Source organism: Mesorhizobium sp. M1A.T.Ca.IN.004.03.1.1 (assembly GCF_003997555.1).
GTDB lineage: Bacteria > Pseudomonadota > Alphaproteobacteria > Rhizobiales > Rhizobiaceae > Mesorhizobium.
Genome location: NZ_RZTV01000005.1, coordinates 405,055 through 419,298, shown reverse-complemented (window position 1 = coordinate 419,298; position 14,244 = coordinate 405,055). Strand labels below are relative to the sequence as shown.

General features: G+C 63.7%; 19 protein-coding genes. 9 read left to right on the top strand and 10 right to left on the bottom strand.

Going from position 1 to position 14,244, the window contains the following annotated elements:
- Window positions 1-73: 73 nt before the first annotated feature.
- From dapD to EOD29_RS19165, 3 genes are all read left to right on the top strand, one after another.
- Window positions 74-928, top strand: a complete 855-nt coding sequence (gene dapD / locus EOD29_RS19175; protein WP_067323788.1) for a 2,3,4,5-tetrahydropyridine-2,6-dicarboxylate N-succinyltransferase — start codon at window positions 74-76, stop codon at window positions 926-928.
- 70 nt (window positions 929-998) lie between these two features.
- Entirely contained in the window at window positions 999-1,361 is a 363-nt protein-coding gene (locus tag EOD29_RS19170; RefSeq protein ID WP_127247468.1) for a DUF805 domain-containing protein, read from the top strand.
- Window positions 1,354-1,731: a DUF805 domain-containing protein gene (locus tag EOD29_RS19165; RefSeq protein ID WP_067003040.1), complete on the top strand. Its 378-nt coding sequence runs from the start codon at window positions 1,354-1,356 to the stop codon at window positions 1,729-1,731. The genes EOD29_RS19170 and EOD29_RS19165 overlap by 8 nt, the downstream gene beginning before the upstream one ends.
- Window positions 1,732-1,870: 139 nt before the next feature.
- On the opposite strand, the gene EOD29_RS19160 is transcribed toward EOD29_RS19165, so the two are convergent.
- Complete coding sequence (locus tag EOD29_RS19160; protein WP_127247467.1) at window positions 1,871-2,902, bottom strand: 2-dehydropantoate 2-reductase; 1,032 nt, start codon at window positions 2,900-2,902, stop codon at window positions 1,871-1,873.
- A gap of 118 nt (window positions 2,903-3,020) precedes the next feature.
- Here EOD29_RS19160 and dapE point away from each other — a divergent pair, with 118 nt between their 5' ends.
- Both dapE and EOD29_RS19150 read left to right on the top strand, forming a co-directional pair.
- Window positions 3,021-4,220 (top strand): succinyl-diaminopimelate desuccinylase, encoded by a 1,200-nt coding sequence (gene dapE, locus EOD29_RS19155; RefSeq protein ID WP_067003044.1) that lies wholly within the window; start codon window positions 3,021-3,023, stop codon window positions 4,218-4,220.
- A gap of 2 nt (window positions 4,221-4,222) precedes the next feature.
- Window positions 4,223-4,828 carry a transporter gene (locus EOD29_RS19150; protein ID WP_067323778.1) on the top strand — a complete coding sequence of 202 codons (606 nt, stop codon included), beginning with the start codon at window positions 4,223-4,225 and terminating at the stop codon, window positions 4,826-4,828.
- Here the strand turns inward: EOD29_RS19150 and truA are convergent.
- The 6 genes from truA to def all read right to left on the bottom strand — a co-directional run bounded on the left by truA (window position 4,825) and on the right by def (window position 8,745).
- Window positions 4,825-5,613, bottom strand: coding sequence for a tRNA pseudouridine(38-40) synthase TruA (gene truA, locus EOD29_RS19145; protein WP_127247466.1), 789 nt, complete (start codon window positions 5,611-5,613; stop codon window positions 4,825-4,827). The genes EOD29_RS19150 and truA overlap by 4 nt on opposite strands.
- Before the next feature lie 23 nt (window positions 5,614-5,636).
- The gene (locus EOD29_RS19140) at window positions 5,637-6,143 is read right to left on the bottom strand and encodes an N-acetyltransferase (RefSeq protein WP_067323775.1); all 507 of its coding nucleotides are present in this window, start codon (window positions 6,141-6,143) and stop codon (window positions 5,637-5,639) included.
- Window positions 6,140-7,087 carry a methionyl-tRNA formyltransferase gene (gene fmt, locus EOD29_RS19135; protein WP_127247465.1) on the bottom strand — a complete coding sequence of 316 codons (948 nt, stop codon included), beginning with the start codon at window positions 7,085-7,087 and terminating at the stop codon, window positions 6,140-6,142. The genes EOD29_RS19140 and fmt overlap by 4 nt, the downstream gene beginning before the upstream one ends.
- 7 nt (window positions 7,088-7,094) lie before the next feature.
- The gene (locus EOD29_RS19130; protein WP_067323771.1) at window positions 7,095-7,520 is read right to left on the bottom strand and encodes a type II toxin-antitoxin system VapC family toxin; all 426 of its coding nucleotides are present in this window, start codon (window positions 7,518-7,520) and stop codon (window positions 7,095-7,097) included.
- Complete coding sequence (locus EOD29_RS19125) at window positions 7,517-7,795, bottom strand: plasmid stabilization protein (RefSeq protein WP_082953832.1); 279 nt, start codon at window positions 7,793-7,795, stop codon at window positions 7,517-7,519. Before EOD29_RS19125 ends, EOD29_RS19130 begins: the two co-directional genes overlap by 4 nt.
- Window positions 7,796-8,214: 419 nt before the next feature.
- Entirely contained in the window at window positions 8,215-8,745 is a 531-nt protein-coding gene (gene def / locus EOD29_RS19120; RefSeq protein WP_127247464.1) for a peptide deformylase, read from the bottom strand.
- 103 nt (window positions 8,746-8,848) lie between these two features.
- Here def and EOD29_RS19115 point away from each other — a divergent pair, with 103 nt between their 5' ends.
- On the top strand, window positions 8,849-10,093 hold the full coding sequence (locus tag EOD29_RS19115; protein ID WP_127247463.1) for a DNA recombination protein RmuC: 1,245 nt from the start codon (window positions 8,849-8,851) through the stop codon (window positions 10,091-10,093).
- A gap of 15 nt (window positions 10,094-10,108) precedes the next feature.
- Here EOD29_RS19115 and EOD29_RS19110 read toward each other — a convergent pair whose 3' ends face one another.
- On the bottom strand, window positions 10,109-10,513 hold the full coding sequence (locus EOD29_RS19110) for a GFA family protein (RefSeq protein ID WP_067323761.1): 405 nt from the start codon (window positions 10,511-10,513) through the stop codon (window positions 10,109-10,111).
- A 34-nt stretch (window positions 10,514-10,547) separates the two neighbouring features.
- Entirely contained in the window at window positions 10,548-11,507 is a 960-nt protein-coding gene (locus EOD29_RS19105; RefSeq protein WP_127247462.1) for a cation diffusion facilitator family transporter, read from the bottom strand.
- Window positions 11,508-11,754: 247 nt separating this feature from the next.
- On the opposite strand from EOD29_RS19105, the gene EOD29_RS37880 reads away from it, so the two are divergent.
- Both EOD29_RS37880 and sugE read left to right on the top strand, forming a co-directional pair.
- Complete coding sequence (locus tag EOD29_RS37880) at window positions 11,755-11,880, top strand: hypothetical protein (protein WP_082953831.1); 126 nt, start codon at window positions 11,755-11,757, stop codon at window positions 11,878-11,880.
- A 197-nt stretch (window positions 11,881-12,077) separates the two neighbouring features.
- The gene (gene sugE, locus EOD29_RS19095) at window positions 12,078-12,392 is read left to right on the top strand and encodes a quaternary ammonium compound efflux SMR transporter SugE (protein WP_095825476.1); all 315 of its coding nucleotides are present in this window, start codon (window positions 12,078-12,080) and stop codon (window positions 12,390-12,392) included.
- A 65-nt stretch (window positions 12,393-12,457) separates the two neighbouring features.
- On the opposite strand, the gene EOD29_RS19090 is transcribed toward sugE, so the two are convergent.
- Window positions 12,458-12,886, bottom strand: coding sequence for a DUF6481 family protein (locus tag EOD29_RS19090; protein WP_127247461.1), 429 nt, complete (start codon window positions 12,884-12,886; stop codon window positions 12,458-12,460).
- Between the two features lie 226 nt (window positions 12,887-13,112).
- On the opposite strand from EOD29_RS19090, the gene EOD29_RS19085 reads away from it, so the two are divergent.
- A complete protein-coding gene (locus EOD29_RS19085; protein ID WP_127247460.1) occupies window positions 13,113-14,165 on the top strand; it encodes an LLM class flavin-dependent oxidoreductase in 1,053 nt (350 codons plus the stop codon).
- Window positions 14,166-14,244 lie beyond the last annotated feature (79 nt).

Genomic DNA, 14,244 nt, shown 5'->3' with positions numbered 1-14,244 from the left:
TTCACATAGGGTCCGCGCGATTTCAAAACAGGTTAAGGCGCAGGCCTTAACAGCTTTGTAATGGAGCAAATTCATGTCGAAGCCCGATCTGGCGAGCCTCGAAAAGACCATCGAAAAGGCCTTCGAGGAGCGCGATACGATTTCGACCGCGACCCGCGGCGAAACGCGCGACGCCATCCAGTCGGCGCTCGACTTGCTCGACCGCGGCGTGGTTCGCGTCGCCGAGCGGCAGGACGACGGCAAGTGGCTGGTCAACCAGTGGCTGAAGAAGGCGGTACTGCTCTCCTTCCGGCTGAACCCGATGGAGATCATCAAGGGCGGCCCGGGCCACTCGGTATGGTGGGACAAGGTGCCGTCGAAGTTCGAGGGCTGGGGCGCGGTCGATTTCGAGAAGGCCGGCTTCCGCGCCGTGCCGTCCTCGGTCGTGCGCCGCTCGGCCTATGTTGCCCCGGGCGCGGTGCTGATGCCGTCCTTCGTCAATGTCGGTGCCTATGTCGACACAGGCACCATGGTCGACACCTGGGCCTCGGTCGGCTCTTGCGCCCAGATCGGCAAGAACGTGCATCTCTCCGGCGGCGTCGGCATTGGCGGCGTGCTGGAGCCGATGCAGGCCGGTCCGACCATCATCGAGGACAATTGCTTCATCGGCGCGCGCTCCGAGGTGGTCGAAGGCTGCATCGTGCGCGAAGGCTCGGTGCTCGGCATGGGCGTGTTCATCGGCCAGTCGACCAAGATCGTCGACCGCGCCACCGGCGAGGTCTTCTACGGTGAAGTGCCGGCAAATTCGGTGGTCGTCGCCGGCTCGCTGCCGGGCAAGCCGCTGCCAAATGGCGAGCCGGGCCCGAGCCTCTACTGCGCCGTCATCGTCAAGCGCGTCGACGCCAGGACCCGCTCCAAGACGTCGATCAACGAATTGCTGCGCGATTGATCTTTCCCGCGAACAGACGCACCCTCCGCCGGCGCGACATTCCGTCGCGCTGGTTCAACGGAGGGGCGTCATGGACTGGAAGTATCTGCTGACGAGTTTCGACGGCCGCATCAACCGGGCCAAGTTCTGGGCCGGCATCGGCATATTCATCGTCATCGCCATCATTGCGTTCATTCTCGACTCGATCCTCGGCACACGTTTCACCACCGCCGGCGGCGACCAGATGGGCATCCTCGGCATCCTGGTCGCGCTGGCATCGATCTATTTCGCGATTGCTCTCTATGCCAAACGCTGGCACGACCGTAACAAGTCGGGCTGGTGGACACTGATCGGCCTTATACCCATCATCGGCGGCATCTGGCTGCTCATCGAACTGGGCATGCTCGAAGGCACCAGGGGCGCCAATCAATACGGACCGGACCCGCTTGCCTGAAAAAGCAGACTTCATCTGGCTCTTCTTCAAAACCTCGGGCCGCGTCAGCCGCGCGGCTTATTTTCTCGGCGGATTGCTGGTTGCTATCGTCCAGGCCTTTCCGCTTTATCGCTTCACGCTGGTGCCGGAAGGTTCGGCCGAGAGCAACATGTGGTCGTTCGTCTTCTTCCTCACGTTCCTCGCCTCGTTGTGGTCGAACGTCGTGCTGGCAGTGAAGCGGCTGCACGACCTCGACAAGCCGGGCATCGCGGCGCTGGTGCTGTTCGTTCCCGTCGTGTCGATCGTTGCCTTCCTGGTGCTCTGCCTGTTTCCGGGACAGCCCGGATCCAATCGCTACGGCAGCCGCACGAATGCGCCCGCCGACCGCTAGCGCCGGATGATTTTTAGGTCGTTTCGACCTCAAATCTGATCCGGCTCTAAATCACAGAGATAACGTAATCGGTCGACGATGTTGCCATCCTTGGCGTCAACGAGACCGAGAATTTGAGCTCGAACCTGTCGCGCAAATATCACGCTGATCGAAGACCGCGGCTGACCTCGTCGGGCGTCAATCCGGGCGGACCGCGCCTGTCCGCTTCCGCCTGACGCACCAGCGCCATGATGCGCTTCGTCACAGGCGCCGGCACTCCGGTCTTTTGCGCGAGCCGCAGTATCGCTCCCTGCAATTCGTCGACCTCGGTCGGCCGACGACGATGGAGATCGTCCCACATCGAGGAGCGCGCCTTGGGGTCGATCGCCAGCAGCCGCCGGGCCAGGATTCCGAACAGCCAGTCCGGAAGCCGCAGCACTTTCGGCAGCAGCCATGGGGGCGGCCCAGCGATGCGCGCCGGCTCGATACGACAAGCTTTCATTGCGGCCAGCGCCTCGTCGATCTGGTCCGCCAGAATGACGCGCCAGCCGCGGTCCGCCAATTCGGTCGCCAGCGGCAGATCGGAGAGCGCGACCAGCGCATTGTTGAGGTTCATCAGCAGTTTGCTCCACTGCACCGCCCTCATGTCGGCATGGGTTTCGACCCCAAGTCCTTCGACATTGAGCAGTGCTGAAAGGCCGGGCTCAGTATTCTCGATGATGACCATGCCGTCGCTGGCGCGGCGGACGCTGAACGGCGTCTCGCCATCCGGCGATTGCACGACGTTGAACGCAACCATACCGGCAAGCACGCGATGCGCGGGAAGCGCTCCACGCAGTTTGTCCGGATTGTCGACGCCATTCTGCAGGCTGATCACAATGGCATCGGGGCGGGCATGAGCCGCAACAAGCGCCGCCATCTCCTCGGTCGCGCCGCTCTTTACGGTTACCAGAACGATATCCGCGTTGCGCAGCGCCAGCGCCGGATCGTCGCTGACCGCCAGCGTCTCAGGCCCGATGCGTCTGTCGCGGCCGTCAAGATCGCTGATCCGCAGCCCGTTGCGCAACGCCTCCACAATGCGGCCGCGGCCAAGGAAGACGACCTTACGCCCGGCGAGCGCTAGGCAGCCGCCGACATAGCAGCCGATGCTGCCGGCGCCGGCTATCGAGATCGTCTTTCCTTCTTTGGCCATGCGATCATCCCGTCCTGGCCCGCGCGACTATACGACACGACAACCATATTGTCGGCGGCTTGCTCGGCGAACATCTGCCACCGTGACAGGCCTGCCGCTTTCGACTATCGCTTTGCCCATGAAATTGCCGACCGACCCTGCCCAGAACCTTGCCGCCCTGATCCGCTGCCCTTCCGTGACGCCCGCCGAAGGCGGCGCGCTGCAGACCTTGGAAGACATGCTGAAGCCACTCGGCTTCGCCGTAGAGCGGCCGATATTCTCGGAAGATGGCACGCCGAACATCGAAAATCTCTATGCGCGCCGCTCCGGCAACGGCCCACATCTGATGTTTGCCGGCCATACCGACGTGGTGCCGGTCGGCGACGAGGCGGCGTGGACGCATCCGCCCTTTGCCGCCGAGATCGCCAATGGCGAGATGTATGGCCGCGGCGCCGTCGACATGAAAGGCGGCATCGCCTGCTTCATCGCCGCGGTGGCGCGCCACATCGAGAACAATGGCGGCCCGAAAGGCTCGGTCTCGCTGCTGATCACCGGCGACGAGGAAGGGCCGGCCATCAACGGCACGGTGAAGCTGCTCGACTGGGCTGCCGCCAAGGGCGAGAAATGGGACGCCTCGATCGTCGGCGAGCCGACCAATCCGGATGCGCTTGGCGATATGATCAAGATCGGCCGGCGCGGCTCGCTCTCCGGCAGCGTCATCGTCAATGGCCGTCAGGGCCACGCCGCCTATCCGCAACTTGCCGACAACCCGGTGCGCGGGCTTATGAGCCTTGTCGACGCGCTGCTCCATCCGGTGTTCGACAGGGGAACAAAGGATTTCCAGCCGACCAATCTGGAAGTGACGTCGATCGACGTCGGCAACCCGGCGACCAATGTCATCCCGGCCAAGGCCACCGCCACGTTCAACATCCGCTTCAACGACACTTGGGATGCCGAGACCGTCCAGGCCGAGATCCACAACCGGCTCGACCAGGCGGCGGGCCGCAAGAAATATCGGCCGGGCAAGAAGACCGCCGTCGACTACGAGCTTGTCTGGCGCGACCGGCCGAGCCATGTCTTCCTTACCCGCGACGAAAAGCTGATCGACACGCTGAGCGGTTCCGTGGCCGCGGTGGTCGGCAAGAGGCCTTCGCTCTCCACCTCCGGCGGCACTTCGGATGCGCGTTTCATCAAGGATTTTTGCCCGGTGGTCGAGTTCGGGCTGGTCGGCAAGACCATGCACATGGTCGACGAGCGCGTGGCGGTCGCCGATCTCGAGACGCTGACAGGGATATACGAGCGCTTTATCGAGGACTGGTTCGGACAAGGTCTGACGTGACCATGCTGTCAACGGACGAAACCTTTGCTTCGCTGGCCGGCGCCTGGCGGCTGATGCTCGGCAGGGCCGACGGCCTGCGCATGCTCGATCTGTCTGCGGACGGTTTTTGGAATTCCTTCTTCGCCATCGTCGTGGCGGCGCCGGCGCTGATCGTCGGCTGGGTCGGCATCGCCAATGAGATAGGCGATCCGAATGCGTTCGCCGGGCGGCTCGGCATGCTGCTCCGGCTGGCAACCGTCGACATCGGTTCCTGGGTGCTGCCGCTGGTGGCGCTTGCGCTGGTCGCGCCGCGCGCCGGCATCGGCGGCCGCTTCGTCCACTACGTCGTCGCCTCCAACTGGGCCTCCGCGATCATCGCCTGGCTGATGCTGCCGTCGGCGCTGCTGAGGCTGTTCCTGCCCTCGACCGACGAGGTCAGCGGCCTGGTCTCGCTGCTTCTGTTCGCGCTGTCGATGGTGCTGACCTGGCGCATGACCAACGCGACGATCGGCAAGGGCGCGGCTGCCGGCACCGCGGTGTTTGTCGGCATGTTCGTCGCCTCGCTGCTCGTCTTGTTCGGGCTGCAGGCGCTGCTCGGCATCGACATTCCGGACGGCGCGAGGGGCTAGGTCTCCGCGTCCTCTGCCGCGGCGGGTTTGTCAGCCGTCGCCGGATAATCCACCCCGACCAAGAACAGGCCGTCGGGCAGCGCTACCTGTCCGCAGGCTGCCCGGTTGCGCGCTTCGAGCGCTGCCTTGAGATCGGCGGCGCTCCAGGAGCCGTCGCCCACCCTGCGCAGTGAGCCGACCATCGAGCGCACCTGGTTGTGCAGGAAGGAGCGCGCCGAGGTTCGCACCTCAATGAGATCTCCGGCGCGGGTGACATCGAGACGGTCAAGCGTGCGCACCGGGCTTTCGGCCTGGCACTGGGTGGAGCGGAAGGTGGTGAAATCGTGCCGCCCGAGCAGCACCTTAGCCGCCTCGTGCATGGCCTCGGCATCGAGCCGTTTCGGCACCCACCAGACCTTGCCCTTTTCAAGCGCCGACGGGGCGCGGCGGTTGAGGATGCGATAGAGATAATGGCGGCCGGTGGCCGAAAACCGCGCATCGAAATCGTTGGCGACGACGGCAGCCTTGAGGATGGCGATGCGCGCGCCGGCTGCCTGCAGATGGGCGTTGACGGCGTCGCGCACCTTGTCGCCCGCCCAGTCCCTGGCCAGATCCACATGGGCCACCTGGGCGGTCGCGTGCACGCCGGCATCGGTGCGGCCGGCGGCACGTATTCGCACCTCTTCGCCGCAGAACTTTTCGATCGCCTGCTCGATCGCCTGCTGCACCGAAAGCTGGTCCGCCTGATGCTGCCAGCCGGCGAATTGGCTGCCGTCATATTCGATATCGAGTCGAAAACGCGGCATGCCAGCTCTGCGTTCGCGCTCGCCTAGGCGGCCAGCGCGGTGAAGGCCGAAGCGTATAGCAGTCTGCCGGCCTCGGGCGCGTCGCCCCAGGCCAGCGCCTGCAGCGCCTCGCCCTGGTATTCGCTCTCGAATTTCTCGGCGCGGGCGTGGGTGTAGCCGAAGCGGCCGTAATAGGCCGGATCGCCGAGCACCACCGCCAAAGCCTCGCCGGCTTCCTTCAGGCGGACATGCGCCTCGCGGATCAGCGCGCCGCCGATGCCGGTGCCGTGGAAGGACGGCTCGACGGCCAGCGGCGCCAGCGCCACGGCCGCGAAGCGCTTGCCGCCGTTCTGCACAAAAAGCCTGGAAAACAGGATGTGGCCGACGACCTGGCCATCTTCTTCCGCAACCAGCTCGACGACGGCGTCGCCGCCGGTGACCAGCGCATCGACCAGGCCGGCCTCCGCCTGCTGGCCGAAGGCATGCTCTTCGACGAGGCGGATCGCCTCGCGATCCCGCGGCGTCGCCGCACGTATCGACATCATGCTCATTGGAGTTTCGTTCCTTTTTCGATCTTGGCCCCGCGCAAAAACTCCTGCGCGGCGGCGGGCCTTCCACCCGCCCGTTGAACTTCGACCAGCCGCACCGCGCCTGACCCGCAGGCGACCGTCAGCCGATCATCGAGAATACCTCCCGACTCGCCGACGCCGTTGGAAAGCGTCGAGCGAAGCAGTTTCAGCCGCTCCACGCGGCCACCAATTTCGACCTCGCACCACGCGCCCGGAAAGGGCGAGAGGCCGCGAATGTGATTGTGGACTTCGCCGGCAGGCCGCGTCCAGTCTACGCGTGTCTCCGATTTATCGATCTTTCGCGCATAGGTCACCCCTTCCGTCGCCTGCGGGGCAAATGTCAGACAATTTATCCCCAACTGTGCGAGCGCATCCACCATCAGCGAGGCGCCTCGAGCCATGAGGAGGTCATGCAATTCCCCGGCGGTCATATCGGGACCAATGGCGCATTTTTCAACCAATGCCACCGGGCCGGTGTCCAGCCCCTCTTCCATGCGCATCACCATCATGCCGGTTTCGACATCGCCGGCCATGATGGCGCGCTGTATGGGAGCAGCACCGCGCCAACGCGGCAAAAGTGAGGCATGGCCGTTGAGGCACCCGAGCCTGGTGGCCTCAAGAACGGGTTTCGGCAGAAGGAGGCCATAGGCGACGACCACGGCGACATCGGCCCGCAAACCGGCAAAGGCCTGCTGCTCGGTCTCTGCCTTGAGCGATGTCGGCGTGCGCACCTCGAGCCCGAGCCGTTCCGCCTCGCGCTGCACGGGCGAGGGCGTCAATTCCAACCCGCGCCGGCCGGCGGCGCGCGGCGGCTGCGTATAGACGGCGGCAATCTCGTGGCCGGCCTCGGCGATGGCGCTGAGCGTCGGCACGGAAAACTCCGGCGTGCCCATAAAGATGACGCGAAGGGGCGTTTCTCCTGCCATGCTATGTTCAGGCGTCCGCTTCAAACGGGTTCACGAGCTTCAGGCCAAGCTCGTCGAAGTCGCGAACATTGCGTGTCGCAAGCGTAGCGTCATGGGCCAGACAGATAGCCGCAATCATGGCATCGGAAAGACTGACCGGACGACCGAGATTTTCCCGCATTGCCCGAAGCTTGCCGGTAAGGCGAGGTACCGAGCCAGCAAAGTCAACGATGCGACCCGAAAACTGCTTCGAGATCAGATGGTCGAGAGCACGAACGTGCCGATCAGAGCCGGTCTTATTCAGAAATCTCTCGGCGCCGAAAGATTGTTCCATGACGACCGGGCCGCACAGGTAAAGATTGAGCAGATCCTGTTTGCGAAACCATTCGACCACGTTCGGATCAGGTGTGATCCTGCTTGCTTCGGAAACGACGTTGGTGTCGAGAATAATCAATCGAAACCCTCGACCAAGGGGCCAAAGTCCTGTTTCCTCGCAGCTTCGATTTCAGCCATTGTCTCAGCAAACTCGTTGTCAATTGCGCTTTCGTTTGCGAATGCGGAGCGGATACTCTCCCATGCTGAGAAGTTTGGCTCTAGCCTTCTTTCCTTTTCCACACTCATGCCCTTCCACAAAAGATCGATGGCTTTGCCCGATAGGCTCTGGCCGACTTTTCGAGCGGCTTGCTCAATTTCGCGCTTTAGGGGTTCTGGTACATTTCTGATTAGCATATCGCTCAAGGCTAAACCTCCAAATTGATATCATGATATCATGGTTAAGCGATTTGCTCAATCATACCCAGCACGGGTTTGCGCGGCGCTGAAGACTCTTCGGTAACTAAGTTCGAATGCTTTCCTCATATGATTCGGGCCTCTTGCCCCTTCGGAGCCATTCATATGAAGACTCGTCAAAAGACATTTGGGGCGTGTCGTACGCCAGGTTCAAATCGCTCGATGAGGAATCTACGAAGGGCGAGTTGTCCAAACGACGTGAGCGGGCATTAGCTGTCTACCTCACGCCGCTTTTTGCAGTGGCATTAGTCGTGGTTTTGATATTCTCGCCAAAGTCTCGCGCGCTTGCGTTTGAGTTGGGTTCCAAAGCCATCGAAGTCGGGAAAGACTGGATCCTGCGTGGAATGCTCGAATGAGGTTCAGCCCGCCATCTTGCCCGGCGCCTTGTCCTTGGCGAGCTTCTTGAATTTCCTGACCACCATGTCGCGCTTCAGCTTCGAGATATGGTCGATGAACAGCACGCCGTTAAGATGGTCGATCTCGTGCTGCAGGCACGTCGCCATCAGGCCTTCGGCCTGCATCTCCTGCAGCTTGCCCTCGCGGTCGAGATATTTCACCCGCACCGCCGCGGGACGCTCGACCTCGGCATAGTAGTCAGGGATCGACAGGCAGCCTTCCTCATAGACCGAGCGCTCGTCGGAGCTTTCGAGGATTTCCGGATTGATGAAGACATGCGGCGCCGGCGGCTCGCCTTCCTTGGCGAGGTCGATGACCAGCAAACGCCGCGGCTCGCCGACCTGGATCGCCGCCAGCCCGATTCCCGGCGCGTCATACATGGTTTCCAGCATGTCGTCGGTGAGCTTGCTCAAGTCACCGTCGACGCGCTCGACCGGTTTGGAAACCTGGCGCAGGATCGGATCGGGAAGGATGATGAGCGGCTTGATCGACATGGCGTCTCACCTAAGACGTCGATGGAAAAGCGTCAACCGGGGCGGCTTTGACTTGTTCACGTTTTGATCTGTGCCAGCAGAGCGAATCGGCTATGCTGCCCAAATGAACGACATGACCCTTTCGCAACCCGTGGCGCGGCTCGGCGCCACCACAATCAGGCTCGGCGAGGCGCTTGGCTTCGGAGCGCTGCTGCTGCTGACGCTGTTCCTGGCGCTCGTCATCGCGTTGTGGCGCGCGGGAAAGGCGCGCGCGGCAGCGGCGGCCGAAGCGGCCGACCATGCCCGCGACACCGAGGCCAGGATGGCGGACATTCTTCAGGCGCAGACCGAGATGCAGGGTCGCATGGGCGCGATCGCCGAAGTGTTCGGCGCCAGGCAGGCCGAGCTCACCCAATCGCTCGGACAGCGGCTCGACGCCATGACCGGCCGCCTTGGCCAGACCATGGCCGAGCAGACCAAGTCGACGCATGAGAGCTTGGCCAAGCTGCAGGAGCGGCTGGCGGTCATCGACACGGCGCAGGGCAACATCCAATCTTTAGCCGGACAGGTCGTGCAGCTGCAGGCGATCCTCTCCAACAAGCAGACTCGCGGCGCTTTCGGCCAGTCGCGCATGGAGGCGATCATTGCCGACGGCCTGCCGCACGGCGCGTACGAGTTCCAGGCGAGCCTTTCCAACGGCAGCCGGCCCGACTGCCTGGTGCGGATGCCGAACGGCGCACCGATGCTCGCCATCGACGCCAAGTTTCCGCTGGAGGCCTGGAATGCCATTCGTGCCGCCGAAGCCGCCGACTTGCAGAAGGCGGCGGCGCAGGCGTTCCGGCGCGACATCGAGGTGCATATCCGCGATATCGCGGAAAAATACCTGATCCAGGGCGAGACGCAGGACACCGCCTTCATGTTCGTGCCCTCGGAATCGGTGTTCGCCGAGATTCACGAGAATTTCGAGCCCGTGGTGCAGAAGGCGCACCGCGCCCGCGTCGTCATCGTCTCGCCGTCATTGCTGATGCTGTCGATCCAGGTCATCCAGGCGATCCTGAAGGACGCGCGCATGCGCGAGCAGGCGCATCTGATCCAGGGCGAGGTCATCCGCCTGATGGAGGACGTGGCGCGAGTCGACGAGCGTGTGCGCCGGCTGCAGACGCATTTCGGCCAGGCGGCCAGGGATATCGACGATATCCTCGTCTCGACGACGAAGGTCACCAAACGCGGGCAGAAGATCGAGGCGCTGGAGTTCGCCGAGGGCGAACCCGAACCGCCACGCGGTCCTGCCAAGGTGGAGGCGGGCGCGCGCGTGGCCGATTCCAAGACGGGTCAGCTCAGGCTGCGCGTCGTCGAAGGCGACGACTGAGCTGCCGTAACTCCGTTACTGCTCCTCGATGGTCGTGATGCCTTCGATTTCCGGCAGCCAGTGCAACGCCGAGCGGTGCCAGACCTGCCTTCTCGGCACCAGTTGGTCGCGCTGGCGCGCCGTGCCCACCCTAATGCCGTAGATTTTCGGTCCATCGCCAACCGACGTCGCATAGAGATGCGATCCGCATTCGCCGCAAAACCCCTGCGCGCGCTTGGCGCCGCTGGATCCGGTCTTGATGTAGACCTTCGGCGTGCCCTTGGTAATCCGGTAATCCTCTTCTGGCGCGCCCACCGTCACGCGAAAGGCCGTTCCCGTCAGTTGCTGGCAATCGGTGCAATGGCAGATCGAGGTCTTTTCGGGATCGACCTCCGCTTCGTAGGTGATGGCGCCGCAATGACACCCGCCGTCGATTCTCATTCGGCTTGCTCCCAAAAGATTGCTTCTCTCAAATCTAGTCTTCTTCGGAGCCCCCGGCGATAGCCTTACGCCTGCGCTCCCATGTGCCAGTCGCCTGCGGCTTGACGAACAGCCTGGTGATTTCGGGCATGTCCTTTTTCAGTCGCGACTCCAGGCGTTCAACGCAGGTTTCGATCTCGGGCGCGGTGAGATGATCCTCGAATTCGATGCTTAGGCCTGCGACGATCTCCTCCGGGCCGATATGGACGCTCAGTATGCCGTTCGCCCGCTGCACGGCCGGATCCTGGTCTGCTATCGCCAGAACCTTGCGTTGCACCTCGGGCGAAGCAGGCTCACCGATGAGCAGGCCCTTGCTCTCGCGCGCCAGGAAGATGGCGGTGGCGCCCAGGATGACGGCGATGCCGATCGAGCCGGCGCCGTCGAGCTCGGGGATCGCCAGAAGTTCAGACGTAAGGATGCCCGCGAAGGCGACGACGAGGCCGAGCAGCGCCGCGCTGTCCTCGAACAGCACGGTGTAGACGCTGGGGTCCTTGCTGCGGCGCACCGCCTGAAACCAGCCCTGCTTGCCTTTTTGCTGGCGGAACTCCTTCAGCGCCACCAGCCAGGAACTGCCTTCGAACAGAAAAGAAAGACCAAGCACGATGTAGTTGACCTTGGCGTTGACGACCGGTTCCGGCGCGATGATGTGTATCACGCCCTCATAGAAGGAAACGCCCGCGCCCAGCGCGAAAACCAGAAGCGCGACGATAAAGCTCCAGAAATAGAGTTCGCGCCCATGGCCGAGCGGATGCGTGCGGTCGGGCGGGCGCGCGGCGCGGCGCATGCCGTAAAGCAGAAGCGCGCCATTGCCGGTGTCGACCAGCGAATGCACGCCCTCCGACAGCATGGCTGAAGAGCCTGTGAAGAATGCTGCGGCGAATTTGGTCATGGCGATCGCAACATTGCCGGCGAGCGCGGCGTAGATCACCCTTTTCGAGCCGCTATGCCCTGCCATGCGCTTCCGATCCTCTTCCAAGTGGGAGCTCAGCGGCCGCCGCCCAAAGCTCCACCGACAATGCGCCAGCCGCTCCGAGGTTCAGATGCCCCTATGCATTTCTGTTGCCTGATCGATCCCGAGGTCGCGGGATGAAGGGAAAACGGTTGACATAGCGCAAGCCGGCTTTCGAAGCTGCAAGCGGCCTCTTGCGGTCGGGCGCTTCTCTTGTTTCACTTGTGTCGCCCACAAATCGGAGGAGCGAATCATGGCGAAAGGTGCGATGAAGGCGGGCAAGGAACCCCGCAAGCCGAAAAAGGACGCCAAGAAACCGGCCGCGGCCCCGGCTCCGAAGGCGCCGCCGGTCAAGGCGATGCGCATCAAGGAGAAGTAGGCCGTCAGCGCGGCCGATCCGTCTCGATGCGGATTTGAACCGGCGGCATGCCGAATGCTGCCGGTGTTTTGTTGATCGGGGTACAGAACTCACTATATCGGTACCGCGAGGACGACCTCGCTTCCCCGAAACCCGGCCGGGACGACCCGCCACGTCAAACGTCGAGCATTCGATGCTCGATCGATGGAGCGTTCGCGATGTCCTGGATCTTCCTTTTCTTCGCCGGCCTGTTCGAGATCGGCTGGGCGATCGGCCTCAAATATACCGATGGTTTCTCGAAGCCGCTGCCGACCGTGCTCACGATCGTCTCGATGATCGTCAGCCTTGGCCTGCTCGGGCTTGCGTTGAAGACATTGCCCGTCGGCACGGCCTATGCGGTATGGACCGGCATCGGCACTGTCGGCACGGCCTTGCTCGGCATCTGGCTGCTCGGCGAGCCGGCGACCGCAGTGCGGCTTGCCTGCATCGGCCTGATCGTCTGCGGCATCGTCGGGCTGAAGCTCGTCGGCTGATGCAGCACGAACGCGTTCAGGGCCGCTCCTGGCGACCCTGATTCATTTTTCGAACGAACTCGAACCTAGCGGGCCGAGAAGCCAGGAGGCGTGCGACCGACGCGCGCCTTGCGGGCGGCGTAGCGCGCATCGCGCTTGGCCTTGCGTTCGGCCTCCTCGGCGAGCAGGCGGGCGATGCGTTCGGTTTCCTCGGCTTCGCGGATCTTGGCCTCGGCAGCCGCCGCCTCTTCGGCAGCAATACGGGCCGCTTCGGCCGCTGCCTCGCGTTCAGCCTTCTCGACCGCTTCGCGCGCCAGCTTTTCCTGCTTCAACCGGGCCTTCTCGGCCTCGCGGATAGCACGGGCCTCGAGGATCGCCTTGCGTTCCGCCTGACGCGCCAGAACCGCTGGATCGTCCGCCGCCGGCTTTGACTTGAAGCGCTCCAGGAGCGCCTTCTTTGCCTCGTTCGCGGCGTTGCGCCGCTCGAATATGTCTTTTTCCCTGTAAATAGCCAAGTCCACTTCCCTGAAGTCAATTCGCGACGCTTACATACGCGCGAAAGCGGTGAGTTCAAGCGCCAAAACGGTATGCCAGCCATGAAAATCTGGGCTGTTGCCGTCGGGATACGTCGTCGCGGCGCGATGCACTGTTCACAAATCGCGCCTCTGGCGGCTCTGGGGGCCGGTCGCTACCTCTAGCGCCAACAATCAACGCCCAAGCGGCGCATCAGGATGCATGAAAATGGAACTTGGCCTCTACACTTTCGCGGATGTCAGCCCGGAGCCGGGCCCCGGCGCCATCGACCCGCACGAACGGCTGCGCAACCTGATCGAGGAGGTCGAGCTGGCCGACCAGGTCGGTCTCGACGTGTTCGGCCTCGGCGAACACCATCGCCCCGACTATGCGGCCTCGGCGCCGGTCGTGGCGCTGGCCGCGGCCGCGGAGCGGACGAAGCGGATCAAGCTCACCAGCGCGGTCACGGTGCTTTCTTCCGACGATCCGGTGCGGGTCTTCCAGCAGTTCGCGACGCTCGACCTTCTGTCCGGCGGCCGCGCCGAGATCATGGCCGGGCGCGGCTCCTTCATCGAATCGTTTCCGCTGTTCGGTTACAATCTCGAGGACTATGACGAGCTCTTCGCCGAGAAGCTCGATCTCCTGCTTGCCATCCGCGAGCAGGTGAAGGTGACGTGGCAGGGCAAGCTGCGCGCGCCGATCAACGGCCGCGGCGTCTATCCCCGACCTTTCCGGGACAAGCTGCCGATCTGGATCGCCATTGGCGGGACGCCGCAGTCCGCCGCCCGCGCCGGCGCGCTCGGCCTGCCGCTGGCGCTTGCCATCATCGGCGGCGAGCCGGCCCGCTTCGCGCCGCTGTTCGAGATCTATCGCGAGGCGGCTAGGCGCGCCGGCAACGATCCCGCCTCGCTCGCGACCAGCTTGAACGTGCATGGCTTCGTCGGCGAGACGACCGAGAAGGCGGCCGACGATTTCTACGCAACGCAGGCCGAGGTGATGAACCGCATCGGCCGCGAGCGCGGCTGGGGGCCGACCTCGCGGGCGCATTTCGATCAGGCGCGCGGGCCGAACGGCGCGCTGTTCGTCGGCGATCCCGAACAGGTGGCGCAAAAGATCGTCGCCCAGCACGAGATCTTCGGCAACGACCGCTTCCTGTTGCAGATGGCGATCGGCACCATGCCGCATGCCAAGGTCATGAAGGCGATCGAGCTCTACGGCACCAAGGTGGCGCCGGTCGTGCGCAAGGAAACGGCGAAGGCCGCGCCGGCGCCCGTCGCCTGAGGACGCCTGCCCGGCAAGATGCGCCCTCACCGCCGGCTAAGGAACCTTGGCGGCGGCGCGTACGTTTTCCTCGGCGATC

Excerpts from the sequence above, each read along its gene's own strand:
- EOD29_RS19140 (WP_067323775.1), bottom strand. The coding sequence starts at position 6,143 with ATGAGCATGATGTCGATACGTGCGGCGACGCCGCGGGATCGCGAGGCG.
- EOD29_RS19115 (WP_127247463.1), top strand. The coding sequence starts at position 8,849 with ATGAACGACATGACCCTTTCGCAACCCGTGGCGCGGCTCGGCGCCACC.
- EOD29_RS37880 (WP_082953831.1), top strand. The coding sequence starts at position 11,755 with ATGGCGAAAGGTGCGATGAAGGCGGGCAAGGAACCCCGCAAGCCGAAA.
- EOD29_RS19160 (WP_127247467.1), bottom strand. The coding sequence starts at position 2,902 with ATGGCCAAAGAAGGAAAGACGATCTCGATAGCCGGCGCCGGCAGCATC.
- EOD29_RS19110 (WP_067323761.1), bottom strand. The coding sequence starts at position 10,513 with ATGAGAATCGACGGCGGGTGTCATTGCGGCGCCATCACCTACGAAGCG.
- truA (WP_127247466.1), bottom strand. The coding sequence starts at position 5,613 with ATGCCGCGTTTTCGACTCGATATCGAATATGACGGCAGCCAATTCGCC.
- EOD29_RS19085 (WP_127247460.1), top strand. The coding sequence starts at position 13,113 with ATGGAACTTGGCCTCTACACTTTCGCGGATGTCAGCCCGGAGCCGGGC.
- EOD29_RS19105 (WP_127247462.1), bottom strand. The coding sequence starts at position 11,507 with ATGGCAGGGCATAGCGGCTCGAAAAGGGTGATCTACGCCGCGCTCGCC.
- EOD29_RS19150 (WP_067323778.1), top strand. The coding sequence starts at position 4,223 with ATGCTGTCAACGGACGAAACCTTTGCTTCGCTGGCCGGCGCCTGGCGG.
- sugE (WP_095825476.1), top strand. The coding sequence starts at position 12,078 with ATGTCCTGGATCTTCCTTTTCTTCGCCGGCCTGTTCGAGATCGGCTGG.
- fmt (WP_127247465.1), bottom strand. The coding sequence starts at position 7,087 with ATGGCAGGAGAAACGCCCCTTCGCGTCATCTTTATGGGCACGCCGGAG.
- EOD29_RS19125 (WP_082953832.1), bottom strand. The coding sequence starts at position 7,795 with ATGCTAATCAGAAATGTACCAGAACCCCTAAAGCGCGAAATTGAGCAA.
- dapE (WP_067003044.1), top strand. The coding sequence starts at position 3,021 with ATGAAATTGCCGACCGACCCTGCCCAGAACCTTGCCGCCCTGATCCGC.
- def (WP_127247464.1), bottom strand. The coding sequence starts at position 8,745 with ATGTCGATCAAGCCGCTCATCATCCTTCCCGATCCGATCCTGCGCCAG.
- EOD29_RS19170 (WP_127247468.1), top strand. The coding sequence starts at position 999 with ATGGACTGGAAGTATCTGCTGACGAGTTTCGACGGCCGCATCAACCGG.
- dapD (WP_067323788.1), top strand. The coding sequence starts at position 74 with ATGTCGAAGCCCGATCTGGCGAGCCTCGAAAAGACCATCGAAAAGGCC.